The organism is Cupriavidus taiwanensis LMG 19424 (genome assembly GCF_000069785.1).
Taxonomy (GTDB): domain Bacteria; phylum Pseudomonadota; class Gammaproteobacteria; order Burkholderiales; family Burkholderiaceae; genus Cupriavidus; species Cupriavidus taiwanensis.
In genome coordinates, this window is the sequence record NC_010528.1 from 2,686,689 (window position 1) to 2,711,214 (window position 24,526).

Below are 24,526 nucleotides of genomic sequence, written 5' to 3' on the forward strand. Positions count from 1 at the left end.
AATCCAGCCTACCTCGCAGTTCCGGGTCGCGCACACCAGCGGCGGCCGCGTCACCTTTCCCTTGCATGGCAGATTTCCACGAATTCTATCCCCTGCGTCGCCACAATACATTCGGATTCGACGCGCGCGCGCGTTTTGCGGTGCATGTGCGCAGCGAGGCCGACCTGAGCGCAGCCCTCGCCGACCCGCGCGCCGAAGGCCTGCCACTGGTGGTGCTGGGGGGCGGCAGCAATGTCGTGCTGACGGGCGACCTCGACGCGCTGGTGCTGCTGATGGAAATCCCCGGCTACCAGGTCGAGGCCACCAGCGAAGGCGGCGATGCCTGGCTGGTCACCGTGGGCGCGGGGGAAAACTGGAACGTGCTGGTCAACCGCACCATCGCCGACGGCATGCCGGGGCTGGAAAACCTGGCGCTGATCCCGGGCACCGCCGGCGCGGCGCCGATCCAGAACATCGGCGCCTACGGGGTGGAACTGCGCGAGCGCTTTGCCGGCGTGCGGGCCTATGACCGGCAGGCCGGCGCCTTCGTCTGGCTGGATCTGCAGGATTGCGATTTCGGCTACCGCGACAGCCTGTTCAAGCGCGCTGGCGCCGGCCGCTACATCATTACCGCGGTCACGCTGCGCCTGCCGAAGGGCTGGCAACCCGTGCTGTCGTACGGCGAACTGGCGCGCGAACTGGACGGACAAGCCTCGCCGGACGCGGCCGCCATCCGCGACGCCGTGGTCGCGATCCGCTCGCGCAAGCTGCCCGATCCCGCGCAGCTGGGCAATGCCGGCAGCTTCTTCAAGAATCCGCTGGTCAGCGCCACGCAGCGCAACGCCTTGCTGCAGGCGCATCCTGACCTGGTGAGCTATGCGCAGCCGGACGGCAGCTACAAGCTCGCGGCCGGCTGGCTGATCGACCGCTGCGGCTTCAAGGGCGTGAGCGACGGGCCCGTGGGTGTCTATGGCAAGCAGGCCCTGGTGCTGGTGCACCATGGCGGCGGCACCGGCGCGATGCTGCTGGCGCTGGCCAACCGTATTGCCGATACCGTGCAGGCGCGCTACGGCGTGCGCATCGAGCCCGAGCCGGTGGTGCTGTAACGCCGCGGGCCAGCCCGGCTGGCCCCCTGCCTGTTACTCGAAGTGGCAGACGTAGTCCAGCGTCTCCTGCACTTCGATATCGAAGCTGCTGTTGCCCGGCACGCTGAACTGCTGGCCGGCGCCGTAGGCCTGCCAGTCTTCCGAACCGGCCAGGCGCACGCGGCAGGTGCCGGCGTTGATTTCCATGATTTCCGCAGCGCCGGTGTTGAAGGTCAGCGACGCCGGGAAAATCACGCCCAGCGTCTTGCGGGTGCCGTCCGGGAACAGCACGGTGTGGCTCACGCACTTGCCGTCGAAATACAGGTTGGCTTTCTTGACGACCGATACGTTGTCGAACTGGCTCACTTCCATCTCCTTCACTGTCTTGAATAGGACGTAAAAAGAGGGGCCATCGCGGCCCCTCCCCTGTTCACCCCGGACGCGCTCAGTAGCGGCCGCAGAGCAGGTATTCCATCAGCGCCTTCTGCACGTGCAGGCGGTTTTCCGCCTCGTCCCAGACCACGCTCTTGGGGCCGTCGATCACGGCGGCCTCGACTTCCTCACCGCGGTGCGCCGGCAGGCAATGCATGAAGAGCGCGTCGGGCTCGGCGCGGTCCATCATCGCGGTGGTGACCATCCAGTCCTTGAAGGCGCGCTTGCGGGCATCGTTCTCGGCCTCGAAGCCCATGCTGGTCCACACGTCGGTGGTGACCAGGCTGGCGCCCTGGCAGGCCGCGAGCGGGTCGTCGAAGACCTTGACCAGGCCAGACGCGGAAGCCGGCACCATGACCGGGTCAAGCTGATAGCCAGGGGGCGCCGAGAAGTGAAAGGTGAAGCCCAGTCGCTCGGCGGCCTGGATCCAGGTGTACGCCATATTGTTGGCGTCGCCGATCCACGCCACCGTCTTGCCGCGGATGCTGCCGCGCTGCTCGATGTAGGTGAAGACGTCGGCCAGCACCTGGCACGGGTGGTATTCGTTAGTCAGGCCGTTGATCACCGGCACGCGCGAGTGCGCGGCGAAGCGATCGATGATGTCCTGGCCGAAGGTGCGGATCATGATGATGTCGACCATGCGCGAGATCACCTGCGCCGCATCCTCGATCGGCTCGCCGCGCCCCAGCTGCGAGTCGCGCGTGTTCAGGAAGACCGCGTGGCCGCCCAGCTGGTGGATGCCGGCTTCGAACGACAGGCGCGTACGCGTGGAATTCTTTTCGAAGATCATGGCCAGCGTGCGGTCATGCAGCGGGTGCCAGGTCTCGTAGTTCTTGAACTTGGCCTTCAGGATCCGTGCGCGGTCCAGCAGGTACTCGTACTCGTCGGGAGTGAAGTCGCTGAACTGGAGGTAATGCTTGATCGGGGTTGAGCTCATAAAACAAAGAAGGCGGCTCGGTGGGGACGCGCCGTCACGAACTGTTCTTGCAAACTGTCCAGGATCGAAGCGCGTCGCGGAGCCGCCTTTCGCGTCGCATACGCAATTTAACTGCAAGGATCATAAGGGATTATTTCTGCTTTGGCGAGCCCGGATCAACCCGGCCGGGGCCTGCCGCACCGTTGCGCTGACAGCTTCCTGACAGGATTTTGCCCTTATGCGCAACTCTTATATAAGATATAATACTGGCTGATTCACGCGGGGCCCGGCATACCCATGCCAGTGCCCGCCGCCGGCATCAAAAGTGCCCCTGCAGGACACCGACGCCCCGCCTTCCGGCTGGAACCAGCGCGAACCAATCGCGTCCCGGCCGCGTCAAACGGGCGCCCCGTCCAAGCGGGCTTACCGTCGAGTCATCCGCCTCACCCGCAGTGTCCAGCCTCATGAACCCCAACGTTCGCGAATACTTTATCCAAGGCATTACCAAGGAAGGCAAGACCTTCCGCCCGAGCGACTGGGCTGAACGACTGTGCGGCGTGATGGCGCAGTTCCGTCCCGAGGGCGACAGCGGCGACCCCCGCCTGACCTACTCGCCCTACGTGCGGCCGATCTTTGCCGGCAACGTCAAATGCGTGGTGGTGGACGTGCGCCTGCGCGACATCGAACCCAAGGCGCTGGACTTCGTGCTGAACTTCGCCCGCGACAACAACCTGCAGCTGGTCGAAGCCTGCTCGCTCGAATAAGCCAGGCGGCGCCGGAAAGCAAAAAAGCTCGTCGGATGACGAGCTTTTTTTATTGTCGGCGGCATGCCCCTGGGCACCCGCCTCTGCTGGGCCGCCTGAGCGGCCCGGGCAGCTGCGAGGCTGCTATCAGGCAGCCATGGCCTTGATGGCGGCCGACAGGCGCGACTTGTGACGTGCAGCCTTGTTCTTGTGCACGATCTTCTTGTCGGCGATGCTGTCGATCACGGCTTGCGAGTTCTTGAAGATCTCGGCGGCAGCGGCCTTGTCGCCAGCGTCGATGGCCTTGCGGACGGCCTTGACGGCGGTGCGCAGACGCGAACGCAGGCTGGAGTTGTGGGCGTTCTGGGCAACGGCCTGGCGGGCGCGCTTGCGGGCTTGTGCGGAATTTGCCATGTAAAAAATATCCTGAATTCAGATGCGTGCCGCGGGGGACACAACAATTAAGTCATATCGAGCGACCCGGGATGCACTGACACACGAATCCGGAACGCAACTGTCCTTGTGAATCGGCAATTATACACAGATGCCAACGCAAGTGACAAGACCGCTGGGACTTTGCCGCCCAGAGGCAGGGGGCGGGGCGTGATCCGTATAATAAGCGCCACATTGTGCCGGGCCACGTGGCGCGCCGGCAACTTTACTGCCCGGACCGCGTCTCAAAGAGCTCGCGGTGCTCCTGGGCACCGGCCCACCCGTCCCGCACCCGTCCGCACCTTGAACCTGCTCAAAGCGCTCGCCACCATCAGCAGCCTGACGATGCTCTCTCGCATCACCGGCCTGGTGCGCGAGATCCTGATCGCCCGCGCCTTCGGCGCGTCGGACATGACCGACGCGTTCAACGTGGCCTTCCGCATCCCCAACCTGCTGCGCCGCATCTTCGGCGAAGGCGCGTTCTCGCAGGCCTTCGTGCCCATCCTTGGCGAATACCACACCAAGCGCGGCGACGCCCCGACCAAGGCCCTGATCGACGCGGTCGCCACCGTGATGACCTGGGTGCTGATGGCCGTGTCGCTGCTGGGCGTGATTGGCGCGCCGCTGGTGATGACGGTGGTCGCCACGGGCTTTCGCGGGCAGGCCGATACCTATACCGCCGCCGTGTTCATGACGCGCGTGATGTTCCCGTATATCGGGTTGATTTCGCTGGTGGCGCTGGCGTCGGGCATTCTCAATACGTGGCGCAAGTTCGCGGTGCCGGCCTTTACGCCGGTGCTTCTCAACCTGTGCCTGATCGTGGCGGCGCTGTTCGTCGGCCCCCATATGGAGCAGCCGATCTACGCCCAGGCATGGGGCGTGCTGATCGGCGGCGTGCTGCAGCTGGCGATCCAGGTGCCGGCGTTGCGGCGCCTGGGGGTGATGCCGCGCATCCGCTTCAACCTGCGCGCGGCGTGGTCGGACCCGGGCGTGCGCCGCATCCTGCGCCAGATGGGGCCGGCGCTGCTGGCGGTATCGGTGGCGCAGGTCAGCCAGATCATCAATACCAATATCGCCTCGCGGCTGGCGGCTGGCAGCGTGTCGTACCTGACCTACGCCGACCGGCTGATGGAATTCCCCACTGCGCTGCTGGGTGTCGCGCTGGGAACGATCCTGCTGCCGAGCCTGTCCAGGGCCAACGCCTCGGGCGACCATGCCGAATACTCGAGCCTGCTCGACTGGGGCCTGCGCCTGACGTTCCTGCTGGCCGTGCCGTGCGCGGTCGGCCTGTTCGTGTTCGGCGCGCCGCTGACCGCGGTGCTGTTCAACTACGGCAAGTTCGACGCCCATGCGGTCGAGATGACGCGCCAGGCGCTGGTCTCGTACGGCGTGGGCCTGATGGGGCTGATTTCGATCAAGATCCTCGCGCCGGGCTTCTATGCGCGCCAGGATATCCGCACGCCGGTCAAGATCGCGCTGCTGGTGCTGGTGATCACGCAGGCCTGCAACGTAGCGTTCGTGCCCTGGATCGGCCATGCCGGGCTGGCGCTGTCGATCAGCGCCGGCGCCACGCTCAACGCGCTGCTGCTGTTCTACGGCCTGCGCCGGCGCGGGCTGTACCGCCCGGCGCCGGGCTGGTGGCTGTTCCTGGCGCAGCTGACTGCTTCGGTGCTGCTGCTGTCGGGCATGCTGCTCTGGTTCGCGCGCAACTTCGACTGGATCGGCCTGGGCGCGACACCGCTGCTGCGCATCGCACTGCTGGCTTCGTGCCTGGTACTTGCAGCGGTGGTCTACTTCGGTACACTGTGGCTCATGGGACTGCGCTACTCTGCCTTCAGGCGCCGGGCCGGCTGATGGGTCAGCGGCAACTGCCATTGCCGGCTGAGCGCCTGGCATGGGTGACCAACGCTGCGCGCGGTGCCGGCGGCTGCACCGGGAAACCGACATGACATCGACCAAAGTCCTGGACTATTTCGCCAGCCTCGTGGCCGACGAAAACGGCATCCCGCTGACCGAGACCGCGCTGTCCATCGCGCAGGACGCCTATCCCGACCTGGACCTGCAGGGCGAACTGGCGGCGCTGGACGTGCTGGCGCTGCGGCTGAAGCGCCGGATTGCCGAAGGCACCCCCGCGATCCAGCGGCTGCGGCTGCTGAACCATTTCTTCTATCGCGATCTGGGCTTCGGCGCCAACGCGAACGACTACTACGATCCCGACAACTCCTACCTGAACGTGGTGCTGCGCCAGCGCCGCGGCATCCCGATCTCGCTCGCGGTGCTGCACATGGAGCTGGGCCAGCAGATCGGCCTGCCGCTCAAGGGGGTGTCGTTCCCCAACCATTTCCTGCTGCGCATGACGATCCCGGCCGGCGAAGTGATACTGGACCCGCTCACCGGCGAGACCCTGTCGAAGGAGCAGTTGCAGGAGATGCTGGACCCGTACCTGGAGCGCGAGGGTATCAGCGATGCCAGCCAGGTGCCGCTGGGCCTGTTCCTGCGCGCCGCCAGCCACCGCGAGATCATCGCGCGCATGCTGCGCAACCTGAAGGCGATCTATCTGCAGGAATCGCGCTGGCAGCGGCTGCTGGCGGTGCAGAACCGGCTGGTGATCCTGCTGCCGGGTTCGATCGAGGAAGTGCGCGACCGGGGCCTGGCCTATGCCAACCTGGAGTGCTTCCGTCCCGCGCTGGCCGACCTGGAAGCCTATGTCCAGGCCCGCCCCGACGCCGCCGATATCGGCCAGATCCGCGAGCGCATGCCAGCGCTGCGGATGATGAGCCGCAGCCTCAATTGACGCGGCTCAGCTGAAACTGTAGCGCTGATGCGGCTCAGCGCTCCACGCGCGTGGGCCGGCGGCGGTTGCCGCGCACCAGCTTCCACAGGCCGCCCAGCACCAGCGGCACCACTGCCGCGCCGATCCCCGCCAGCACGATCAGGTTCAGGTACTGCTTGACGAACGGCAGGTTGCCGAAGAAGTAGCCGGCAAACACCAGCCCGACCACCCAGGCGAGCGCGCCGATCACGTTGAACATCTGGAAGCGCGCGAAGGTCATCTGCGACACGCCGGCCACGAACGGCGCGAAGGTGCGCACGATCGGCACGAAGCGCGCCATCACCAGCGTCTTGCCGCCGTGCCGCTCATAGAAGTCATGGGTGCGGCGCAAGGCATCCTGGTCCAGGAAGCGCCACTGGTGATCGAACACCTTGGGCCCGATCCAGTTGCCCACCATGTAGTTCACGGTATTGCCGGAAATGGCCGCCACCAGCAGCAGGCCGATCAGCCCCCATTCGTTCATGGCGCCGGTCGCGCAGAAGGCACCGGCGATAAACAGCAGCGAGTCGCCCGGCAGGAACGGCAGCACCACCAGCCCGGTCTCGGCAAAAACGATCAGGAACAGGATGGCATAGACCCAGTGGCCGTACTGGTCGATGACCGTGCCGAGGTATTTGTCGACATGCACCAGCATGTCGATGAGCTGCAAAGCGAGATCCAAGTCGTTCCCCGTGTGATGGTTTGACGGTTTCGTTCCATGCGGCGCCGGTGTCCGATCCACGCCGCCATGGCCTGAATCATACAAGAGCGGCCGCGCCTTTCCCCCTGCTCCGCAACCCGTCTGCGTGGGGGAACGTCCACGTATAATCGCCGGATGCCCGCCTCCCCTTCCAGCACTGCCTTGCGCACCACCCAGCAGCCGCGCCCCATCCGGCCGCTGCCGGACCAGCTCATCAGCCAGATCGCCGCCGGCGAAGTGGTCGAACGGCCGGCGTCCGTGGTCAAGGAACTGCTGGAAAACGCGCTCGATGCCGGCGCCACGCAGCTGGGCATCCGGCTGGAGGAAGGCGGCGTGCGGCGCATCGTCATCACCGACAACGGCTGCGGCATTCCCGCCGCAGAACTGCCGGTGGCGCTGATGCGGCACGCCACCAGCAAGATCGCCTCGCTCGACGAACTCGAATCGGTGCTGACGCTAGGCTTCCGCGGCGAGGCGCTGGCCTCGATCGCGTCGGTGTCGCAGATGACGCTGACCAGCCGCACCGCGGCCGATGCCCACGCTACCCAGGTCAGCGCCGACTCCGGCGCGCTGCAACCCGCTTCCGGCGGCGTCGGCACCACCGTCGACGTGCAGCACCTCTACTTCAACACCCCGGCCCGCAGAAAGTTCCTGAAGACCGAACAAACCGAGCTGGGCCACTGCCTGGAGATGGTCCGCCGCGTGGCGCTGGCACGGCCGGACGTGACCATCTCGGTCCACCACAACGGCAAGCCGCTGGAGCACTGGAATGCCGGCGACGTGGCCACCCGCACCGCCCAGGTGCTGGGCAACGACTTCGCCCGCGCCCGGCTGGCGCTGGACGAGCACGCCGATACCCTGAGCCTGTACGGCTTTGCCGGGCTGCCCACCGCCTCGCGCGGGCGGCCGGACCAGCAGTACTTCTTTGTCAACGGCCGCTTCGTGCGCGACAAGCTGCTCAACCATGCGGTGCGCAGCGCGTACCAGGACGTGCTGCACGGCGACCGCTTCCCGTCGTACGTGCTGTGCCTGGACCTGCCGCCGGAGATGGTCGACGTCAACGTGCACCCGTCCAAGATCGAAGTGCGCTTCCGCGAATCGCGCGCCGTGCACCAGTTTGTCTACCACGCGGTGCAGCGCTGCCTGGCCCGCCAGGCCGGTGCCAACGGCGACAGCCTGCATACCGATGCCGACGGCGAGATCACGCTGCCGCCAGGCGCCGCGACGCCGGCGGGTCCAGCGCGCCCTGGCGCAGGCACCCCGGCCCAGTGGATCAACTATTCCGCGGCCCGCCAGACTGAGCTGGGCATCGCCCAGCCGCGCCAGGCTTACCTGGGCATGGTGCGCGAGGCCACCGCGCCGGCGCCACGCCCCTACGGCGCGCCGGCCTCCGGCGCCGGCGGCTGGGCCGGCGCGTCGGCGCAACCGCCGGCATGGCTGGCCGACGTCCAGGCCGCGCGCGCCGGAGATCCGCCCGGCCTGCTTGACCGGCTGCCGCCGGCGCCGGCGCCCGACGAGACCGGCGCCGCCGACGAACACCCGCTCGGCTATGCCATCGCCCAGCTCCACGGCATCTACGTGCTGGCGCAGAATGCGCGCGGGCTGGTGCTGGTCGACATGCACGCGGCGCACGAGCGCATCCTCTACGAGCAGATCAAGGCCGCGCTGGACGCGCGCGAGCTGGCCGTGCAGCCGCTGCTGATCCCGGTCACGCTGCCCGCCAGCCCGGTCGAGATCGGCGTGGCCGAAGAACACCAGGAAACGCTGACGCTGCTGGGCTTCGACATCGCGCCGGTGTCGCCGACCACGCTGGCGGTGCGCGCGGTGCCGGCGCTGCTGCAGCAGGCCGATGCCGAGGCGCTGGCGCGCGACGTGCTGCGCGACCTGCACGCCTACGGCGGCTCGCGCGTGCTGGCCGAGCGCCGCAACGAACTGCTTGCCACCCTGGCATGCCACAGCGCGGTGCGCGCCAACCGCAAGCTTACCGTCGAGGAAATGAACGCGCTGCTGCGCCAGATGGAGCAGACCGAGCGCGCCGACCAGTGCAACCACGGCCGGCCCACCTGGGTGCAGCTGACCGTGACCGAGCTCGACCGGCTGTTCCTGCGCGGGCAATAAGCGCACGCACGTCCCTTCCGCAACAAGGCTTTTCGATGTCCGCCGTCCCTCACGATTCCCCTGCGCATCCGCCCGTGGTCTGCCTGCTCGGCCCCACCGCGTCGGGCAAGACCGCCGCCGCGCTGGCGCTGGCGGCCGACGCGCCGGTCGAGATCATCAGCCTGGACTCGGCGCTGGTGTACCGCGAGATGGATATCGGCACTGCCAAGCCCACGCGCGAAGAGCTGGCCGTGGCGCCGCACCACCTGATCGACATCATCGACCCGGCCGACAGCTACTCGGCCGCGCAGTTTGTCGCAGATGCCGAGCGGCTGATCGGCGAGATCCATGCGCGCGGCCATGTGCCGCTGATCGTCGGCGGCACCATGCTGTATTACAAGGCGCTGACGCAGGGACTCAACGACCTGCCGCAGGCCGACGCCGCGCTGCGCGCCGAACTCGACCAGCTCGCCGCCGAGCGCGGCTGGCCGGCCCTGCATGCGATGCTGGCCGAGGTCGACCCGGTCACCGCGGCGCGGCTCGCGCCCAATGACGCGCAGCGCATCCAGCGCGCGCTGGAGATCCACCGGCTGTCCGGCCAGCCGATGTCGGCGCTGCTGGCGCGCCAGGCCGAGGGCCGCACCTTTGCCGGCGCGGCCGACCAGCGCTATCGCGTGATCGCGCTCGAGCCGTCGGACCGTCTGGCGCTGCATCACCGCATCGCCCGGCGCTATGACGCCATGCTGGCGCAAGGCTTTATCGACGAGGTCGAACGGTTGCGTGCGCGTGGCGACCTGCACCCCGGGCTGCCGTCGATCCGCTGTGTCGGCTACCGGCAGGTGTGGGAATACCTGGACGGCGAGGCCGACTTCGCCACCATGCGCGAGCGCGGCATCGCCGCCACGCGCCAGCTGTGCAAGCGCCAGCTGACCTGGCTGCGCAGCACGCCCGAGCGGCGGGTGGTCGATTGCCTGGCGACCGATTATGTCGACCAGGTGCGCAGGCTGGCGGACTTCGGCCACTGATCCGCCGGCGTGCCGGCTCGCATGGCGAGTGACGGACAGGCGATAATTGCCGATCCCCGTACCCACAAGGCCGACCCGCATGTCCAAGCCCACCTTCACGCTGCGCCCCGCCACCGCCGCCGACAGCGAAACCCTGTTTAACCTGATCCTGGCGCTGGCCGAATACGAAAAGCTGACCCATCTGGTCGGCGCCACGCCGCAGAAGATCGAGGCGGCGCTGTTCGGCGCCACGCCGCATGCCGAGGCTGTGCTGGTGGAAGTCGACACCGATGTCGATGGCAAGGCGGTCCGCAAGGCGGTGGGCTTTGCGCTGTTCTTCCATAATTTCTCGACCTTCCTGGCCAAGCCGGGCCTCTACCTGGAAGACCTTTACGTCGATCCGGCCTGGCGCGGGCACGGCCTGGGCAAGGCCCTGCTCAAGCATCTGGCGGCGCTCGCGGTCGAGCGCGGCTGCGGCCGCTTCGAATGGTCGGTGCTGGACTGGAACCAGCCGTCGATCGACTTCTACCGGGCCATGGGCGCCGACGTGCTGCCCGACTGGCGCATCTGCCGTGTGACCGGCGCGGCGCTGGACCAGCTCGGCGCGAAGTAAGGCGGCAACCGGTCCACCATCGGTGTTATACACTTGACGTCGAACCGCCATACAATGGCAGCACCAACTGTCTTTTTCCCGGACTGCGCCAACCGCCATGCCACGCACCAAAGCCGAACCGGCCGCCAGGCCCACCGACGGACTCCCCGACACTGACGCGGACGGTGCGCGCGGCGCATCGGTCGAGGCCATCGCCGACCGTATCCTGACCGCGATCTGGGAGCACCGGCTGCCGCCCGGCACCAAACTGGTCGAGGAAAAGCTGGGCGGCGTGTTCGGCGTCAGCCGCACCAAGGTGCGTCTTGCCTTCGCCAAGCTGGCGCACGAGGGCGTGCTGACCGTGCATCCCAACCGCGGCACCTTCGTCTCCAGCCCGAGCGTGGCCGAAGCGCGCCAGGTGCTGCATTCGCGCCACCTGCTGGAACCCGCGCTGGTGCGCGACCTGGCCGGCGCGATCAGCGCCAGCGGCGTGCGCGCGCTGCGCGAAACCACGCGCCAGGAAGCACAGGCGCGCGACAGCAACGACCGCCGCGCCATCATCCGGCTGTCCGGCGAGTTCCACTGCAAGCTGGCGGAAATGACAGGCAACCAGTACCTGGGCAAGTACATGCGCGAGCTGTGCTCGCTGACTTGCCTGATCATCGCGCTGTATGACGCGCCGGGCGTGCCGTCGTGCCCGCATCATGAGCATGACGATATCGTCGATGCACTGGAGGCCGGCGACGGCGAACGCGCCGCGCGGCTGATGGCCGAGCACCTCGGCCACGTCGAAAGCACGCTGCGGCTGGAGTTGCCGGCCGAAGAAAAGGTCGACCTGGAAGCGGTGTTCGCCGCGGTCTGAACCGCGGCGTTACCTTGAAAGCAAGCCGCTGCGCGGCTTAGCGGTGCTCGATGCGCGCCGCCAGCGCCGCCGGCAAACCCAGCGTGGGCTTGGCGTCGGGGCGGCGGAAGGTGCCCGCGGTGGCCTTGCGCGGCTGCAGCGCAACCAGCGCCTCGGCCTGCTTGACGGCAGCGGCCATCTGGTCGACCACCGGCACCGGAATGCGGTCGCGCACGCGCGCGGCCAGGCCGGCCAGCGGCGCACCGGCCAGGATCACCACATCGGCCTCGTCCTCCACCACCGCACGGTTGGCCAGTTCCACCAGCACGGCCTCCTTCTCTTCCTGCACGTCCGACACCGAGGCAAAGCTGCCGTCAAGCATGCGGATGCCGGCCAGCCGGCCGCGCAGGCCGTGCATGTCGACGCATTCCTCGTACCAGGGGCCCAGCGCGCGCGCAAAGGTGACGATGGCAAAGCGCCGCCCCAGCATGCACGCCGACAGCATCGCCGCCTCGGCCATCCCCACCACCGGCAGGTCGAACAGCTCGCGCGCGCCCATCAGGCCGGGATCGCCGAACGCGGCGATGACCGCCGCGTCGAACTGGCCGTGATGCTCGGCCAGCATTTCCAGCGCGATCGCGCCGCCGATCTGCGCCTCGGCACGGGTGGCGATATACGGCACGCCGCGGCTCGCGGTCAGCGGCACCAGCTCGGTGCCGGGCGCGGCGGCTTCCGTGGCCGCGGCCATCAGGCGCGCGGTGATGCCTTCGCTGGTGTTGGGATTCAGAACAAGGATTCGCATGTCAGGGATCAGGCGGGGTTGACTAGGGACGCCAGCAGGCTTTCGGCCAGTCTGGCGGCGGCCAGCACGCTGCGGTCGGCGCCGCGCGGGCCGGCGATCTGCAGGCCCACCGGCAAGCCGTCGCGGCCGCTGCCGCAAGGCACCGAGATTGCCGGCGCCAGCGCATGGTTGAAGAAGGGGGTGAACACGGCATGGGCGCGCGGCTCGACCGCGACGCCGCCGATGCGCTCCGGCCCGAGGCGATCGTTGCGCCAGGCCACGCACGGCGTGGTTGGGCACAGCAGCAGGTCATAACGGGTAAAAAAGCCGGCCACGGCCAGCGCGATCTGGCGGCTGGCTTCGCGCGCGCGCGCCACCTCGGCGCCGGTCCAGGCGAGGCCACGTTCGATCTGGCGCGCGACGTCGGCATCGAACACCTCCGGGTCGCGGCGCCAGGCGTCGCCATAGAGGTTGGCCAGGCCGACATGCTGCAGCGGCATCAGCGCGGCCTCGTCGGCGCCCTGCGGCCACGCCGGGTCGGCGCGCTCGATGCTCAGCCCCGCGGCCTGCAAACGGGCCACGGCCTGTTCGAACGCCTGCGCGACATCGTCGTCGACCGGCGTGTCCAGGCCCAGGCGCGGACTGACCGCGATCTTCAGCGTATGCAGCGGCCGCGCCGCGCCCAGCGAGAAGCCCAGCGTGTCGGGGTCGCGCGGATCGGTGCCGGCCAGCGCCTCGAATATCAGCTCGGCATCGGCGACGGTGCGCGTGATCGGCGCAATCACCTGGATGCCGTTGAAGGCATGGGCAAAGCCGACCGAGTCGGGAATCGCGCCGTAGGAGGGCTTGAAGCCGACCACGCCGGCATGCGCGGGCGGACGCCGGCTGGAGCCGCCGCCATCGGTGCCCAGCGCCAGCGGCGCCATGCCGGCCGCCACCGCCACCGCGCAGCCGCCCGACGAGCCGCCCGCGGTCAGCGTGGCGTCGAGCGGATGGCGCGTCAGGCCATAGACCTTGTTGGTGGTCAGCCCCTTGCAGGCGAACTCCGAGGTGTTGCCCATGCCGAGCACGATCGCGCCGGCGCGGCGCAGCCGCTCGACCGCGATCGCGTCGGCGGGTGCGATGAAGTCGCGGTACAGCTGCGAGCCCTGCGTCACGCGCCGGCCCTGGCTCCAGATCACGTCCTTGACGATCACCGGCACGCCCGCCAGCAGCGGGCGCTCGCCTTGGGCCAGGCGCGCGCGCAGTTGCGCCAGGTCGGCATCGACCAGCTCCTGGCGTTGTTCGAAGACGGCGTTGAGCTGGTCGTTGCGCGCCGCGATGCGGGCCTGGAACGCCGCGATCACCTCGGCGGGGTCGAGGCGCCCGGCGGCGACGCGGGCCGCGATGGTGGCGGCGTCCAGGCGGTTGGTCAGTTCCATGTCTGCAGTATCGGTCAAGGCATCAGTCACGCAAGGCGGTGGTCACAGGGTGCCACCCGAGGTGCGGTAGCGAGGCCGCGCCATCTCGGGCAGGCCGCACGGCAGGAACTCGCCGTGCCCGGCCTCGGCCATGACCTCGCCCTCGTGCGCCACCACCTTGCCGCGCACCACCGTGGTCACCGGCCAGCCGGTCACGCGCAGGCCCTCGTAGGGGGTGTAGTCGACGGCATGGTGCAGCCCCTCATTGCGGATCGTCACTTCGCGCTGCGGGTCCCAGATCGCCAGGTCGGCATCGGCGCCGATGGCGATGGTGCCCTTGCGCGGATGCAGGCCGTAGAGCTTGGCCGGGTTGGTCGAGGTCAGCGCCACGAACTGGTTGACCGAGATGCGGCCGCCCACCACGCCTGCCGAGAACAGCAGCGGCAGCCGCGTTTCCAGTCCGGGGATGCCGTTGGGGATGTACTGGAACGGGACTTCCTGGCCACCGGGCTTCTTGCCCTGCGCGTCTTCGTAGCGGAACGGTGCATGGTCGGACGAGAAGATGGTGAAGAGGCCGTCGGCCAGGCCGTCCCAGATCACCTGCTGGTTGCTGCGGTCGCGCGGCGGCGGGCTGCACACGCACTTGGCACCGTGGTAGCCGGGCTGGTCGAGGTCTTCGGCAGTCAGGAACAGATACTGCGGGCAGGTCTCGGCAAAGATCTTCATGCCGCGGTTGCGCGCCCAGCGGATCTGCTCGACCGCCTCCTTGCCGGAGACATGGACGATCAGGATCGGCACGTCGACCAGCTCGGAGAAGGTGATGGCGCGGTGCGTGGCCTCGCGCTCGATCGCCATCGGCCGCGCCAGTGCGTGGAACTTCGGCGCGGTATTGCCGGCGGCCCCGAGCTTGTCGGTCAGCCACGCGATGCAGTCCGAGTTCTCGGCATGCACCATCACCAGCGCGCCTTCCTGGCGCGCCACCGACAGCACCTCGAGGATCTCGCGGTCGTTCAGCTTGAGGTCGTCGTAGGTCATGTAGATCTTGAACGACGAATAGCCTTCGCGGATCAGGCCCGGCAACTCGTCGTTCAGCACCGCCTCGGTCGGGTCGGCGACGATCAGGTGGAAGGCATAGTCGACCACCGACTTGCCGCCGGCGCGGCGATGGTAGTCGTCTACCGCCGCGCGCAGCGAATGGCCCTTCTCCTGCGCGGCGAAGGGGATCACGGTCGTGGTGCCGCCGCAAGCGGCCGAGACCGACCCGGTGCGGAAGTCGTCGGCCATGCGGAGGCCGTCCGGCATGGGCTGGTCCAGGTGGCAGTGCGCATCGACGCCACCCGGCAGCACCAGCTTGCCGCCGGCGTCGATCACCTGCGCGGCCTCGCCCAGGTCATGGCCAAGCTGCACGATGCGGCCGCCGGCGATGCCGATATCGCATTGCATGGTGTCGCTGGCGGTCACCACGGTGCCGTTGCGGATGATGAGGTCGAACTGTTTCACGGTACGGTTTTGTTGTGAGGACAAGGAGAGCGGCCGCGCTTCAGCGGTCGGCGTCGGACAGGTGCATGCGCGCGGTTTCACGCGCCGCGAACGCCGCCACCGCGATCAGCGCGCACACCGCCGCCAGGTAGAGCGCCACCGGCATGGTGTTGCCGAAGCGGTCGAGCAGGCCCACGGCGATCAGCGGGGCCAGCGCGCCGCCGAACACGCCGGCGAACTGGAAGCCCAGCGAGGCGCCGGTCACGCGCACCCGGGTGGCGAACAGCTCGGGCAGGAACGACGCCAGCGGCGAGAACATGAACGACACCAGCACCATGCCCACGAACGAGGCCAGCATGATCAGCGCCGGGCTGCCGGTCTTGACCATGGCGAAGAACACGAACGCCCACACCGCGCCGCCGATGCCGCCGATCATCAGCACCGGGCGGCGGCCGATGCGATCCGCCAGCAGGCCGGCGATCGGGATGAACAGGATCTGCGCCACCGCGCCCAGCAGCACGGCATTGAGCGCGATGCTCTTGGGCAGGCCCAGCTTGGTCGGCACGAAGTACAGCAGGAACAGCGTGAAAACATAGAAGGCGATGTCGCCGCCCAGCCGCGCGCCGAACGCGATCAGCAGCTGCTTCTTGTAATTGCGCAGCACTTCCATGATCGGCGCGCGCGCTTCGGCATGCGATTCCTCCAGCTTCTCGAACATGCCGGATTCACGCACGTTGGAGCGGATGTAGAGCCCCACCCCGACCAGCAGCGCCGACATCAGGAACGGCACGCGCCAGCCCCAGCTCAGGAACGCTTCTTCCGATACCTGCCACGTCACCAGCGCAAAGATGCCGTTGGCCAGCAGCAGGCCGATCGGCGCCGCCAGCTGCACCAGGCTGCCGAGAATGCCGCGCCGTTTCCCTTCGGGATCGAGCTCGTTGACCATGATCGCGGCCCCGCCCCACTCGCCGCCCAGCGCCAGGCCCTGCACCACGCGCAGCAGCACCAGCAGCAGCGGCGCCAGCGCGCCGGCTGCGGCATAGGTCGGCAGCAGGCCGATGCCGAACGTGGCCAGGCCCATCATCAGCAGCGTGATGATCAGGATCGACTTGCGGCCCATCTTGTCGCCGTAGTGGCCGAAGATCGCCGCGCCCAGCGGCCGCGCCACGAATGCCACGCCGTAGCTGGCGAACGAAAGCAGCGTCGCGGTCAGCGGATCGCTCTGCGGGAAGAACAGCTTGGGGAAGACCAGCGCGGCGGCCGATCCGTAGATGAAGTGGTCGTAGAACTCGAGCGTGGTGCCGGCCAGGCTGGCCCCGGCGACGCGCGCGACTGACTGTTTCTTGGCCGACGCGCCTTTGTCCGCGGCGTCGATGCTGACTGCTTGCATGGTGGTCCTCCAATGGTCCCTGGCCTGCCCGCTGCGCACCGGTCGCCGGATGCGCGCTGGGTTGTCTCCGACGGGGCATGCATGTGCCTCGCCTTTGCTCAGTACATTAGGCCATAAACCGCCATACAATCAAGCAAAATATTGTTTGTCAGATATGGTGCATATGCATGCTGGAATTTGGTGCGATGCACTAAAGCGGTATCTGCCACAAAATGGTGGCAGCGGATTGGGGTAAACACCTAACCACCATATTCGCCAGGGTACGGACGAAAAAAAACGGCGCATGCCCGAAGGCATGCGCCGTTTTCTGCGTGAAACGCTGAGGTCGCGTCAGATCACGATGGTCTGGGCCTCGCCCTCGGCCCGCTCGCGGATCTCACCGATCTGCCACACGGCTTCGCCGGCGGCCTGCAGGTGGCGGATGGCCCGTTCGGCGTCTTCCTTGGCGACGATCACGACCATGCCGATGCCGCAGTTGAAGACGCGGTGCATTTCGTCGTCGGCCACGCGGCCTTGCGCCTGCAGCCACTGGAACAGCGGCGGCAGCGTCCAGGCGTCGCGATGCAGCACCGCCGTGACGTCCTGCGCCAGCACGCGCGGCACGTTTTCGGTCAGGCCGCCGCCGGTGATGTGCGCCATGCCTTTGACCGGAAGCGTTTCGATCAGCGACAGCAGCGGCTTCACGTAGATGCGGGTCGGCGCCATGATCGCGTCCTGCAGGCGCTGGCCGTGGAAGTCGGCGTCCAGGTCCGGCTTGGCCACTTCAATGATCTTGCGCACCAGCGAATAGCCGTTGGAATGCGCGCCCGACGAGGCCAGGCCCAGCACCACGTCGCCCGGGGTGATGGTGCTGCCGTCGATGATCTTCTTCTTCTCGACCGCGCCGACGGCGAAGCCGGCCAGGTCGTATTCGCCGTCCGGGTACATGCTCGGCATTTCAGCGGTTTCGCCGCCGATCAGCGCGCAGCCGGCCAGTTCGCAGCCGCGGGCGATGCCCTGGATCACGGTGGCGGCGGTGTCGACGTCCAGCTTGCCGCAGGCGAAGTAGTCGAGGAAGAACAGCGGCTCGGCGCCCTGCACCAGGATGTCGTTCACGCTCATGGCGACCAGGTCCTGGCCGACGGTGTCGTGGCGGTTCAGCTGGAACGCCAGCTTGAGCTTGGTGCCGACGCCGTCGGTGCCCGACACCAGCACCGGCTCCTGGTATTTCTTCGACAGCTCGAACAGCGCACCGAACCCGCCGATGCCCGCCATCACGCCCTCGCGCATGGTGCGCTTGGCGAACGGCTTGATGCGGTCGACCAGCGCGTCGCCGGCATCGATGTCAACACCGGCGTCGCGGTAGGAAAGGCCTGCCTGGCCGGCGGTCGGGGATGCGCTCATGGGAACCTGCTTGTCCTGGAGGAAATAAAGTGAGGAATTCGGCTCTCGGGCCACCGTCGCTTCCGTCGCTTGGCATCGGAAGGCGGGCGCGAGTCCAGTAGAATCGCAATTTTAACGGATAGAGGCCCCCCGCTTCCAGTTTCCGGCGAGATCGCGCCGCAAACCGCGCTGCCACCCTCCTGCAACCCTTGATGAATGCCCCGCTGTTGAACCAAGAGGCCAAGCGCATCCTGCTGTGGATCGTCGTGGCCGTGGCGCTGTTCGCCGCCATCCTTGCGCTGGCGCCGGTGCTGACGCCGTTCCTGTTCGCATTCATCTTCGCCTACATCCTCAACCCCGGCGTCGACTGGCTGCAGCGCCGTCGCGTGCCGCGCGCGATCGGGGTGACGCTGATGATCCTGCTGCTGACCGTGGTCTGCGTGATGCTGGTGCTGCTGCTGATCGCGGTGCTCCAGCGCGAGATCCCGCAGGTGCGCGAGCAGCTGCCGATCCTGCTGAAGAAGCTCAATTCGGTGGTGTCGCCGCGGCTGGCCGAGTTCGGCGTGCGCGTGCGCTTCGACTTCCCGGGCCTGCGCAACATGATGTCGGACCGCTTCGCCGCCAGCCCGGAAGACCTGCTGGTGGTGCTGCTGAACTACGTCAAGATGTCGGGTTCGGCGCTGATCACGGTGGCGGGCATCGTCTTTATCGTGCCCATCGTCATGTTCTACCTGATGATGGACTGGCACATGGTGATGCGCCGCATCGAGGGCGTGGTGCCGCGCCGATGGGTGCCCAAGGTGCGCGAGCTGACCAACGAGACCGACGCGCTGCTGTCACAATACCTGCGCGGCCAGATCCTGGTGATGGTGATCCTGGCGGCGATCTATTCGATCGGCCTGACCATAGCCGGCTTCGATATCGGCGTGCCGGTCGGGGTCTTCACCGGGCTGGCGGTGTTTATCCCGTATATTGGCTTCGGCGTCGGGCTGGTGATGGCGGTCCTGGCCGCGCTGCTGCAGTTCGGCAACTGGTACGGACTGGCGGCGGTGGCGGTGGTGTACGGCTTCGGCCAGTTCATCGAGAGCTTCTACCTGACGCCAAGGCTGGTCGGCGAGCGCATCGGCCTGCACCCGCTGGTGGTGATCTTCGCGCTGCTTGCCTTCGGCCAGCTGTTCGGCTTTTTCGGCGTGCTGCTGGCCCTGCCAACCTGCGCCGTGCTGCTGGTGGGGGCGCGCCAGCTGCGGCGGGTTTACCTGGCCAGCGATCTCTATCGAAAATAACGGCTGCTGCCCGCTACCCGCTGCTGCCCGCCCCACGAATCTAGCCGAAGTTAGCCATACGTCATGTCTCCGCGTCCCAAGCAACTGTCGCTCGAGCTGGGCAGCCCGCCGCCTTCGACGTTCGAGAATTTCGTGGTGGCGTCCAACCGCGAGGCGGTGCAGCGGCTGCGCGAGCTGCCGCCCGCGCTGGCGCAGGAGCATGCCAGCGACCGCCTGATCTACCTGTGGGGCGAGGTCGGCTGCGGCCGCACCCACCTGCTGCACGCGGTGTGCGAGGCCGGGCCGCAACATGGCATCCGCTGCCGCTACCTGAGCCCGCACCACCCGCTGTCCGATTTCCTGTTCGACCCGTGGTGCCAGCTCTACACCGTCGACGACGTCGAGCTGCTCGACGAAGCGCGCCAGATCGCGGTGTTCTCGCTCTACAACGAGGTCCGCGCCCACGGGCGCACCGCGCTGGTGGTGGCGGGCGGCCTGGCGCCGCGCGCGATGCCGGTGCGCGAGGACCTGCGCACGCGCCTGGGCTGGGGCCTGGTGTACCAGGTGGCGCCGCTGTCGGACGACGACAAGAAGGCCGCCGTGCTCCATGCGGCACGCGAGCGCGGCCTGCAGCTGTCGCCCGAGATCACGCACTGGCTGGTCACGCGCCACTACCGCGACATGCCCAGCCTGATGGCGCTGCTCGACGCCCTCGATACTTACTCGCTCGAACGCAAGCGGCCGGTCACGCTGCCGCTGCTGCGCGAGATGTTCGCCGAATTCCGGGACTAGGCGGCGGCCCCGGCCCCGCACGCTCCCTCCCCTCATCCTGCCTTCAGGTAAAATCGCCGCCCATGAATCTGGCACTCTTTGACCTCGACCACACCCTGATCCCGACCGACAGCGACCACGAATGGGGCCGCTTCCTGGTCCGCCTGGGCGTCGTCGACGAGGTAATCTACCGGCAGAAGAACGACGAGTTCTACGGCCACTACAAGGCCGGCACGCTGGATATCCAGGCCTTCCTGCGCTTTGCGCTGGCGCCGCTGGCGGCCAATCCGCGCGACCGGCTCGATGCCATGCGGGTGCGCTTCATGCACGAGGTGATCGACCCGGTGATTACGCCGCAGGCGCGCGCGCTGGTCTACAAGCACCTCGAAGCCGGCGACCTGTGCGCCGTGGTCACCGCCACCAACAGCTTCGTCACCGCGCCGATCGCCGCCGCCTTCGGCATCAAGCACCTGATCGCGACCGAGCCGGCCACCGTCGACGGCAAGCCCGAGAGCCAGTTCACCGGCGAGGTCTTCGGCGTGCCCAGCTTCCGCGAAGGCAAGATTACCCGCGTCGAAGCCTGGCTCAAGGCCCAGGGCGCGACCTGGGACAACTTCGAGACCACCACCTTCTACAGCGACTCGGCCAACGACCTGCCCCTGCTGGAAAAGGTCTCCGAGCCGATCGCCACCAACCCGGACGATCGCCTGCGCCACCACGCCGCCGCGGCCGGCTGGCGCATCATGGATCTGTTCTGACGTGATCAAGAAGCTCATTACCCGGCTGCTGGGCAAACCCGGCCCCAAGCAGCGCCGCACCGGCCGTGCCCATACGCCGCGCATCGTCAACGTGGACGAGCACCGGATCGACCCCACGCTGCTGTCGCGCAATGCCGTCAAGGTCACCTCGACGCTGCAGCAGGCCGGCTACCAGGCCTATATCGTCGGCGGCGCCGTGCGCGACCTGCTGCTCGGCATCAAGCCCAAGGACTTCGACGTCGCCACCAACGCCACGCCCGAGCAGGTGCAGTCGCTGTTCCGCCGTTCGCGCATCATCGGCCGGCGCTTCCAGATCGTGCACGTGACCTTCTACGGCGGGCGCGAGCAGGAAATCATCGAGGTCTCGACCTTCCGCGCGCTGGTCGATGCCATCGCCAGCGAGACCCTGCCCGAGGGCCGCCGCCTGAAGCGCGCCGAGCTCGACAGCAAGACCCATGCGATCGACGCCTCGGGCCGCGTGCTGCGCGACAACGTGTGGGGCTCGCAGGCCGAAGACGCGGAACGCCGCGACTTCACCATCAACGCGATGTACTACGACCCGGCCGCGCAGACCGTGCATGACTACCATCACGGCATGGAAGACATCCGCGCGCGCACGCTGCGCATGATCGGCGACCCGGCCACGCGCTATCGCGAAGACCCGGTGCGGATGCTGCGCGTGGTGCGCTTTGCCGCCAAGACCGGCTTCGACATCGACGAGGCCACGCGCCACCCGATCGCCGGCCTGGCCGAGCTGATCCACAACGTGCCCAGCGCGCGGCTGTTCGACGAGATGCTCAAGCTGCTGATGTCCGGCCACGCCTGGGCCTCGCTGCAGGAACTGCGCAAGGCGGGCTTGCACAAGGGCCTGCTGCCGCTGCTGGACGTGGCGCTGGAGCAGCCCATGGGCCAGCGCTTCGTGCAGCTGGCGCTGGACAACACCGACCGCCGCGTGCAGGCCGGCAAGCCGGTGTCGCCGGGCTTCCTGTTCGCCGCGCTGCTGTGGCACCACGTGCTGCAGCGCTGGACCCAGCTGCGCGAGGAAGGCGAGCACGCCATCGCCGCGCTCAACAGCGCCATGGATTCGGTGCTGGAAAAGCAGACCGGCCAGCTGGCGATCCAGCGCCGCTTCGTCACCGACATGCGCGATATCTGGGGCATGCAGCCGCGCTTCGAGAAGCGCGTGGGCCGCATGCCGTTCCGGCTGCTGGAGTCGCCGCGCTTCCGCGCCGGCTACGACTTCCTCGTGCTGCGCTGCCAGTCCGGCGAACTGCCGGAAGAGCTGGCCGCCTGGTGGAACGACTTCCAGAACGCCGAGCCGAATGAGCGCGAAGACCTGATCGATGCGGTGCGCAGCGCGCGCGGCGCCGGTGGCCATGGCGCCCAGGGCGCCGAGGGCGAAGGTCCGGCCCGCAAGAAGCGCCGCCGGCGCGGTCCGCGGAAATCGGATAAAGTTTCTTCCCGGAGCGACTCGGACGCGGGCGAGGCAGCACATGCCGGCCCCGGCCAGCCGGAGGAAACGTAAATGACTCTCGCCTTCATCGGCATCGGCGCAAATCTTGGCGATGCCCGCCAGGCCATCAAGGACGCCATCGTGTGCCTGGCCCAGCAGGTCGGCATCACGGTGCTGGCGCGCTCCTCGCTCTATCGCACCGCGCCGGTCGATGCCGGCGGCGACGACTACTACAACGCGGTGGTCAAGGTGCAGACCTCGTTCACCGCTTCGCAGGTGCTGCGCATCTGCCACCACATCGAAGACCAGTTCGGCCGCGAGCGCCCGTTCCGCAACGCACCGCGCACGCTGGACCTGGACCTGCTGCTGTTCGGCGACGAACAGCATGACCACGAGCACCTGACCGTGCCGCACCCGCGCCTGACCGAGCGCGCCTTCACGCTGGTGCCGCTGCTGGAGCTGGACGCCGCGCTGGCGATCCCCGGGCGCGGCCGCGCCGCCGACTACCTGGCCGGCGTGGGCGCGCAGCGCATCGAGAAGGTCTCCACCTGCAAGTGCCTGCGCCTGCAGGCCGCCGCCGGCGAGCCCGACCATGGCGGCACGCCCGGCTAAGCCGGCCCGGCAGCGCCCGCGACGCTGCCCTCCTCCACACTGACGCCGGAGCGCCATGCTCGATCACCTGCGCCGCATTGTCGTCGAAGGCCCCGTCGGATCGGGCAAGACCTCGCTGGCCCAGCGCCTGGCGCGCACGCTGCAGGCCCAGGAGCTGCCCGACCACGCGCGCCGCAGCCCCTTCCTCGAGCCGTTCTACCGCGACCCCGCGCGCCATGCGCTGGCGCTGCAGCTGTGGTGCCTGACCCAGCGCGCGGCGCAGCTGCAGCAGTGGCAGGCGGGCGTCGCCGCCGGCCAGCGCATGGTCACAAACTTCCTGATCGCCAGGGACCGCCTGCACGCCGCGCTGACCTTGTCGGAGGATGAACTGGCGCTGTACGACGCCATCGCCGCCCGGCTGGCGCTGCCGCCGCAGCGGGCCGACCTGGTGATCGTGCTGCAGGCGACCCCGTCGCTCTTGCGCGAGCGCATCGTGCGCCGCGGCGAGCCGGGCGAGGCCGGCATCGACGAACACTACCTGCAGCGCCTGGCCGGCGCCTATGGCGAACTGTTCCACCGCTACGACGACGCCCCGGTGCTGGTGGTCGACACCGCCCACTTCAATCCGGTGGACAATGACGACGATTTCCGTACACTACTGTCGCGCATCGAAAACATGCGCGGCCGCAAGGCCTTTCTCAATCTCGCCGCGCCCTGACAGGCCCCCTCGCCTGCCAGACACAACACAATAACGACGGCTGTCGCTGCCGTGCGGGCTGCCCTCCCGGCACCGGCAAAGCCGTCCTACACGGGCACTGCCATGAGCTACCTCCTCGATCCCTCCCGCAAGACCATCACGATTCCCAAACTGCAGGCGATGCGTGACGCCGGCGAGAAAATCGCCATGCTGACCGCGTACGACTCCAGCTTCGCCGCGCTGCTCGACTACTGCGGCGTGGAGATGATCCTGGTGGGCGACTCGCTGGGCAATGTGATGCAGGGCCAGCAGACCACGCTGCCGGTCACGCTGGAACAGATGGCCTACCACACCGAATGCGCGGCGCGCGGCAACCAGACCGCGCTGCTGCTGACGGACCTGCCGTTCGGCACCTATCCGACGCCGGAAGCCGCGTTTGCCAGCGCCGTCACGCTGATGAAGGCGGGCGCGCAGATGGTCAAGCTCGAGGGCGGCGACTGGCTCGCGCCGATCGTGAAATTCCTGGTCGAGCGCAGCATCCCGGTGTGCGCGCATATCGGCCTGACGCCGCAGTCGGTCCATGCGCTGGGCGGCTTCAAGGTGCAGGGCAAGACCGACGCCGGCGCGGCCCAGCTCAGGCGCGATGCGCTGGCCCTGCAGGCCGCCGGTGCCCAGGTGGTGCTGATGGAAGCGGTGCCCGCGGCACTGGCCGGCGAGATCACGCAGTCGCTGGCGGTGCCCACCATCGGCATCGGCGCCGGCGCCGACTGCTCGGGCCAGGTGCTGGTGCTGCAGGACATGCTCAATATCTACCCGGGCCGCAAGGCCAAGTTCGTGCGCAACTTCATGGACGGCCAGCCTTCGATCGAGGCCGCGGTGCGCGCCTACGTGGCCGCCGTCAAGGACGGCAGCTTCCCCGCCGCCGAGCACACCTTCTCCGCCTGACGCG

At 68.0% G+C, this 24,526-nt stretch carries 24 protein-coding genes; 15 read left to right on the forward strand and 9 right to left on the reverse strand.

The features are described 5' to 3' along the window. The first annotated feature begins 65 nt into the window (after positions 1-65). Positions 66-1,085 carry a UDP-N-acetylmuramate dehydrogenase gene (gene murB / locus RALTA_RS12330; RefSeq protein WP_012353764.1) on the forward strand — a complete coding sequence of 340 codons (1,020 nt, stop codon included), beginning with the start codon at positions 66-68 and terminating at the stop codon, positions 1,083-1,085. Positions 1,086-1,118: 33 nt separating this feature from the next. Here the strand turns inward: murB and ppnP are convergent, their stop codons facing one another. Next, positions 1,119-1,430, reverse strand: coding sequence for a pyrimidine/purine nucleoside phosphorylase (gene ppnP / locus RALTA_RS12335; protein WP_041232193.1), 312 nt, complete (start codon positions 1,428-1,430; stop codon positions 1,119-1,121). Positions 1,431-1,509: 79 nt separating this feature from the next. Continuing rightward, positions 1,510-2,433: an ornithine carbamoyltransferase gene (gene argF, locus RALTA_RS12340; protein WP_012353766.1), complete on the reverse strand. Its 924-nt coding sequence runs from the start codon at positions 2,431-2,433 to the stop codon at positions 1,510-1,512. Positions 2,434-2,876: 443 nt separating this feature from the next. Here argF and RALTA_RS12345 point away from each other — a divergent pair, with 443 nt between their 5' ends. After that, entirely contained in the window at positions 2,877-3,176 is a 300-nt protein-coding gene (locus tag RALTA_RS12345; protein WP_012353767.1) for a DUF3579 domain-containing protein, read from the forward strand. A gap of 126 nt (positions 3,177-3,302) precedes the next feature. Here RALTA_RS12345 and rpsT read toward each other — a convergent pair whose 3' ends face one another. After that, the gene (gene rpsT, locus RALTA_RS12350) at positions 3,303-3,569 is read right to left on the reverse strand and encodes a 30S ribosomal protein S20 (protein WP_006579059.1); all 267 of its coding nucleotides are present in this window, start codon (positions 3,567-3,569) and stop codon (positions 3,303-3,305) included. A 321-nt stretch (positions 3,570-3,890) separates the two neighbouring features. Between rpsT and murJ the strand changes: the two genes are divergently transcribed. Together murJ and RALTA_RS12360 are read left to right on the forward strand one after the other, a co-directional pair. Next, a complete protein-coding gene (gene murJ, locus RALTA_RS12355) occupies positions 3,891-5,441 on the forward strand; it encodes a murein biosynthesis integral membrane protein MurJ (protein WP_012353768.1) in 1,551 nt (516 codons plus the stop codon). Positions 5,442-5,532: 91 nt separating this feature from the next. Continuing rightward, positions 5,533-6,381 (forward strand): SirB1 family protein, encoded by an 849-nt coding sequence (locus RALTA_RS12360; protein WP_012353769.1) that lies wholly within the window; start codon positions 5,533-5,535, stop codon positions 6,379-6,381. A gap of 34 nt (positions 6,382-6,415) precedes the next feature. Here RALTA_RS12360 and RALTA_RS12365 read toward each other — a convergent pair whose 3' ends face one another. After that, complete coding sequence (locus tag RALTA_RS12365) at positions 6,416-7,069, reverse strand: VTT domain-containing protein (RefSeq protein WP_025583899.1); 654 nt, start codon at positions 7,067-7,069, stop codon at positions 6,416-6,418. Between the two features lie 165 nt (positions 7,070-7,234). On the opposite strand from RALTA_RS12365, the gene mutL reads away from it, so the two are divergent. The 4 genes from mutL to RALTA_RS12385 all read left to right on the forward strand — a co-directional run bounded on the left by mutL (position 7,235) and on the right by RALTA_RS12385 (position 11,654). After that, on the forward strand, positions 7,235-9,217 hold the full coding sequence (gene mutL / locus RALTA_RS12370; protein WP_012353771.1) for a DNA mismatch repair endonuclease MutL: 1,983 nt from the start codon (positions 7,235-7,237) through the stop codon (positions 9,215-9,217). A gap of 35 nt (positions 9,218-9,252) precedes the next feature. Then, entirely contained in the window at positions 9,253-10,221 is a 969-nt protein-coding gene (gene miaA, locus RALTA_RS12375) for a tRNA (adenosine(37)-N6)-dimethylallyltransferase MiaA (protein ID WP_012353772.1), read from the forward strand. Positions 10,222-10,300: 79 nt separating this feature from the next. Beyond that, positions 10,301-10,813, forward strand: a complete 513-nt coding sequence (locus RALTA_RS12380) for a GNAT family N-acetyltransferase (protein ID WP_012353773.1) — start codon at positions 10,301-10,303, stop codon at positions 10,811-10,813. A 97-nt stretch (positions 10,814-10,910) separates the two neighbouring features. Beyond that, entirely contained in the window at positions 10,911-11,654 is a 744-nt protein-coding gene (locus RALTA_RS12385; protein WP_012353774.1) for a GntR family transcriptional regulator, read from the forward strand. Positions 11,655-11,691: 37 nt separating this feature from the next. Here RALTA_RS12385 and RALTA_RS12390 read toward each other — a convergent pair whose 3' ends face one another. The 5 genes from RALTA_RS12390 to purM all read right to left on the reverse strand — a co-directional run bounded on the left by RALTA_RS12390 (position 11,692) and on the right by purM (position 18,066). After that, the gene (locus tag RALTA_RS12390; RefSeq protein ID WP_012353775.1) at positions 11,692-12,435 is read right to left on the reverse strand and encodes an aspartate/glutamate racemase family protein; all 744 of its coding nucleotides are present in this window, start codon (positions 12,433-12,435) and stop codon (positions 11,692-11,694) included. A gap of 8 nt (positions 12,436-12,443) precedes the next feature. Next, a complete protein-coding gene (locus tag RALTA_RS12395) occupies positions 12,444-13,835 on the reverse strand; it encodes an amidase (RefSeq protein WP_012353776.1) in 1,392 nt (463 codons plus the stop codon). Positions 13,836-13,877: 42 nt separating this feature from the next. Next, positions 13,878-15,314, reverse strand: a complete 1,437-nt coding sequence (gene hydA / locus RALTA_RS12400) for a dihydropyrimidinase (RefSeq protein ID WP_012353777.1) — start codon at positions 15,312-15,314, stop codon at positions 13,878-13,880. Between the two features lie 40 nt (positions 15,315-15,354). Next, positions 15,355-16,683 carry an MFS transporter gene (locus RALTA_RS12405; RefSeq protein WP_012353778.1) on the reverse strand — a complete coding sequence of 443 codons (1,329 nt, stop codon included), beginning with the start codon at positions 16,681-16,683 and terminating at the stop codon, positions 15,355-15,357. A 330-nt stretch (positions 16,684-17,013) separates the two neighbouring features. Then, positions 17,014-18,066 carry a phosphoribosylformylglycinamidine cyclo-ligase gene (gene purM / locus RALTA_RS12410; RefSeq protein ID WP_012353779.1) on the reverse strand — a complete coding sequence of 351 codons (1,053 nt, stop codon included), beginning with the start codon at positions 18,064-18,066 and terminating at the stop codon, positions 17,014-17,016. Between the two features lie 191 nt (positions 18,067-18,257). Here purM and RALTA_RS12415 point away from each other — a divergent pair, with 191 nt between their 5' ends. The 7 genes from RALTA_RS12415 to panB all read left to right on the forward strand — a co-directional run bounded on the left by RALTA_RS12415 (position 18,258) and on the right by panB (position 24,522). Then, on the forward strand, positions 18,258-19,328 hold the full coding sequence (locus RALTA_RS12415; RefSeq protein ID WP_025583892.1) for an AI-2E family transporter: 1,071 nt from the start codon (positions 18,258-18,260) through the stop codon (positions 19,326-19,328). 63 nt (positions 19,329-19,391) lie between these two features. Further along, the gene (gene hda / locus RALTA_RS12420; RefSeq protein WP_012353781.1) at positions 19,392-20,099 is read left to right on the forward strand and encodes a DnaA regulatory inactivator Hda; all 708 of its coding nucleotides are present in this window, start codon (positions 19,392-19,394) and stop codon (positions 20,097-20,099) included. A 62-nt stretch (positions 20,100-20,161) separates the two neighbouring features. Then, positions 20,162-20,836: a histidinol-phosphatase gene (locus tag RALTA_RS12425; protein WP_012353782.1), complete on the forward strand. Its 675-nt coding sequence runs from the start codon at positions 20,162-20,164 to the stop codon at positions 20,834-20,836. A gap of 1 nt (position 20,837) precedes the next feature. Beyond that, positions 20,838-22,361 carry a polynucleotide adenylyltransferase PcnB gene (pcnB, locus tag RALTA_RS12430; RefSeq protein ID WP_012353783.1) on the forward strand — a complete coding sequence of 508 codons (1,524 nt, stop codon included), beginning with the start codon at positions 20,838-20,840 and terminating at the stop codon, positions 22,359-22,361. Continuing rightward, the gene (gene folK / locus RALTA_RS12435) at positions 22,362-22,901 is read left to right on the forward strand and encodes a 2-amino-4-hydroxy-6-hydroxymethyldihydropteridine diphosphokinase (RefSeq protein WP_012353784.1); all 540 of its coding nucleotides are present in this window, start codon (positions 22,362-22,364) and stop codon (positions 22,899-22,901) included. Between the two features lie 55 nt (positions 22,902-22,956). Continuing rightward, positions 22,957-23,598 carry a deoxynucleoside kinase gene (locus tag RALTA_RS12440; RefSeq protein ID WP_012353785.1) on the forward strand — a complete coding sequence of 214 codons (642 nt, stop codon included), beginning with the start codon at positions 22,957-22,959 and terminating at the stop codon, positions 23,596-23,598. A gap of 102 nt (positions 23,599-23,700) precedes the next feature. Further along, on the forward strand, positions 23,701-24,522 hold the full coding sequence (gene panB / locus RALTA_RS12445) for a 3-methyl-2-oxobutanoate hydroxymethyltransferase (protein WP_012353786.1): 822 nt from the start codon (positions 23,701-23,703) through the stop codon (positions 24,520-24,522). The last annotated feature ends 4 nt before the right edge of the window (positions 24,523-24,526 follow it).

Coding starts and splice junctions, on each gene's coding strand:
- murB (WP_012353764.1), top strand. CDS start 66: ATGGCAGATTTCCACGAATTCTATCCCCTGCGTCGCCACAATACATTC.
- argF (WP_012353766.1), bottom strand. CDS start 2,433: ATGAGCTCAACCCCGATCAAGCATTACCTCCAGTTCAGCGACTTCACT.
- RALTA_RS12345 (WP_012353767.1), top strand. CDS start 2,877: ATGAACCCCAACGTTCGCGAATACTTTATCCAAGGCATTACCAAGGAA.
- rpsT (WP_006579059.1), bottom strand. CDS start 3,569: ATGGCAAATTCCGCACAAGCCCGCAAGCGCGCCCGCCAGGCCGTTGCC.
- RALTA_RS12360 (WP_012353769.1), top strand. CDS start 5,533: ATGACATCGACCAAAGTCCTGGACTATTTCGCCAGCCTCGTGGCCGAC.
- mutL (WP_012353771.1), top strand. CDS start 7,235: ATGCCCGCCTCCCCTTCCAGCACTGCCTTGCGCACCACCCAGCAGCCG.
- miaA (WP_012353772.1), top strand. CDS start 9,253: ATGTCCGCCGTCCCTCACGATTCCCCTGCGCATCCGCCCGTGGTCTGC.
- RALTA_RS12380 (WP_012353773.1), top strand. CDS start 10,301: ATGTCCAAGCCCACCTTCACGCTGCGCCCCGCCACCGCCGCCGACAGC.
- RALTA_RS12385 (WP_012353774.1), top strand. CDS start 10,911: ATGCCACGCACCAAAGCCGAACCGGCCGCCAGGCCCACCGACGGACTC.
- RALTA_RS12390 (WP_012353775.1), bottom strand. CDS start 12,435: ATGCGAATCCTTGTTCTGAATCCCAACACCAGCGAAGGCATCACCGCG.
- RALTA_RS12395 (WP_012353776.1), bottom strand. CDS start 13,835: ATGGAACTGACCAACCGCCTGGACGCCGCCACCATCGCGGCCCGCGTC.
- RALTA_RS12405 (WP_012353778.1), bottom strand. CDS start 16,683: ATGCAAGCAGTCAGCATCGACGCCGCGGACAAAGGCGCGTCGGCCAAG.
- purM (WP_012353779.1), bottom strand. CDS start 18,066: ATGAGCGCATCCCCGACCGCCGGCCAGGCAGGCCTTTCCTACCGCGAC.
- RALTA_RS12415 (WP_025583892.1), top strand. CDS start 18,258: ATGAATGCCCCGCTGTTGAACCAAGAGGCCAAGCGCATCCTGCTGTGG.
- hda (WP_012353781.1), top strand. CDS start 19,392: ATGTCTCCGCGTCCCAAGCAACTGTCGCTCGAGCTGGGCAGCCCGCCG.
- RALTA_RS12425 (WP_012353782.1), top strand. CDS start 20,162: ATGAATCTGGCACTCTTTGACCTCGACCACACCCTGATCCCGACCGAC.
- folK (WP_012353784.1), top strand. CDS start 22,362: ATGACTCTCGCCTTCATCGGCATCGGCGCAAATCTTGGCGATGCCCGC.
- RALTA_RS12440 (WP_012353785.1), top strand. CDS start 22,957: ATGCTCGATCACCTGCGCCGCATTGTCGTCGAAGGCCCCGTCGGATCG.
- panB (WP_012353786.1), top strand. CDS start 23,701: ATGAGCTACCTCCTCGATCCCTCCCGCAAGACCATCACGATTCCCAAA.